Origin of the sequence: Collinsella aerofaciens (genome assembly GCF_015561195.1) — a bacterium.
Classification (GTDB): Bacteria; Actinomycetota; Coriobacteriia; order Coriobacteriales; family Coriobacteriaceae; genus Collinsella; species Collinsella aerofaciens_AC.
Map to the genome: position 1 here is coordinate 1 of NZ_JADMSU010000024.1, position 2,194 is coordinate 2,194.

Annotated in this window: 1 protein-coding gene; it reads left to right on the forward strand. The window is 56.9% G+C overall.

The window, feature by feature from the left end:
• Positions 1–280 precede the first annotated feature (280 nt).
• Positions 281–1,975 carry a phospho-sugar mutase gene (locus tag I2H81_RS10310; RefSeq protein ID WP_195645453.1) on the forward strand — a complete coding sequence of 565 codons (1,695 nt, stop codon included), beginning with the start codon at positions 281–283 and terminating at the stop codon, positions 1,973–1,975.
• Positions 1,976–2,194: the final 219 nt, after the last annotated feature.

The following is a 2,194-nucleotide window of genomic DNA, read 5'->3' on the forward strand; positions in this document are numbered from 1 at the left end:
TCAGCCCGTGGGAGGCCAGGGCGCCGCTGACCGGTGGACGGCACCGAGCCGTACGCTTGACTTGAAGAAGGGGGAGGCCTAGCGGCCTCCCCCTTTTTGCGTTTACGGGCAACATTCCTTATGCAATTAAATCAATTTAATCATCCACCGCTGAATATAGACGTTCACCGTTCTTTGGTCGGTTCTCTGTTCTCAATGGACTAATATTTGCTTTAGCGCACTGCTGCGCTTGTCCTGTTTTTACACGGGTCGTTTTATTGATTGTGACGGAAGGACTCACATGGCAGATGTTCATGAGCTGCTTGATACTTGGATTGCCAATGTCAAGGACGAGGAGCTCCTCGCTGAGCTCAACACGATGAAGGAGCAGGGTGATGAGGACGCCATCACCGACGCTTTCTTCCAGGATCTCGCCTTCGGTACTGCCGGTCTTCGCGGCACTATCGGTGCGGGCACTAACCGTATGAATATCTATACGGTCGGTCGTGCGACCCAGGGATTCGCTGACTACCTCAATGCGACCTTTGAGCATCCGACGGTCGCCATCGCACGCGATAGCCGCAATAAAGGTGAGCTGTTCGTTAAGACGACGGCTGCCATTCTTGCAGCAAACGGCGTGACTGCCCTCGTGTATCCCAAGATTTCTCCTGTGCCGACGCTCTCCTGGGCCGTCCGTGATCTTAAGTGCTCCGGTGGCATTTGCATGACTGCTAGCCATAACCCGGCGCCGTATAACGGCTATAAGGCCTATGGCCCCGACGGCTGCCAGATCACCAGCGAGGCCGCCGATGCAATTTCTAAGGCTATCGCCGAGACCGATACATTCACCGGCGTGAAGTCCATGGACTTTGATGAGGCTCTTGAGCAGGGTCTGGTCAAATGGATCGACGACTCGTGCCTCGAGCGTTATTACGACGCCGTTCTCGTGCGCGGCGTGACCAACCTTTCTGCCGAGGAGATTGCCGGCGCACCGCTCAAGCTCGTCTACACTCCGCTCAACGGCACCGGCCTCATTCCCGTTACGACGGTGCTCGAGCGCGCTGGCATCACCGATGTCACGGTTGTTCCCGAGCAGAAGGAGCCTAACGGCGATTTCCCGACCTGCCCGTATCCTAACCCTGAGATCCGTCAGGCCATGCAGAAGGGCATTGATCTCTGCGAGCAGGTTCACCCTGATTTGCTGCTTGCAACCGATCCTGACGCCGACCGCGTTGGCGTTGCTGTCAAGAATGGCGATGACTATCTGCTGCTGACCGGCAATGAGATGGGCGTTCTGCTGCTCGACTATATCTGCAAGACCCGTGCGGCCCGCGGTGAGGACCTTGCTAAGAAGGTTGCCGTTACTACTATCGTTTCTTCCGCCATGGTCGATGCACTGGCCGAGGAGTATGGCTTTGAGCTCCGTCGCTGCCTGACGGGCTTCAAGTACATCGGTGACATCATTACCTCGCTTTCCGATGCTGGTGAAGTCGATCGCTTTATCTTCGGTTTCGAGGAGAGCTACGGCTATCTGGCTGGCGACCACGTGCGCGACAAGGACGCTGTGAGCACTTCGCTGCTGATTTGCCAGATGGCTCAGTATTACAAGCTGCAGGGTAAGAACCTCGCCGACGCGATGCACGAGCTGTACGAGAAGTATGGCTACTACCACAATAAGACGATTTCGCTGAGCTATCCGGGTGCTGAGGGTGCGGCAAAGATGGCCGGCATCATGGCCGGTCTGCGCGAGAACCCGCCCGCGGAGCTCGCCGGTTCCAAGATTGAGGCCGTCGTGGACTACAACACCTGCGTGAACGGCCTGCCGAAGGCTAATGTCATTGAGTTCGATCTCGAGGGTGGCAACAAGGGTATCGTCCGTCCTTCCGGCACCGAGCCCAAGATCAAGCTGTATATCTTTGCCAAGGGCGCGGATGCCGCCGAAGCTGATGCAGCACTTGACGCGATTGAAGAGTCCGGTCGCAAGCTGCTGGCATAAGGTATTTAAGAGTCTATTACTGTAGATAGGCGAAAGAGGGGATCTCGGAAACGAGGTCCCCTCTTATATTTACCCAGCCAGCCGAGAGTCCTTATATGTGTAGGAAATGTGTACGCCCAGATTCCCGCCCCCGGCGCCCCTCCGGTCTGGCAATATATCTCCTTGCCGCGCGGCCCGGTCGGACCGGATCAGCCGCGGGGCGTGCACCTTGAGAACCGG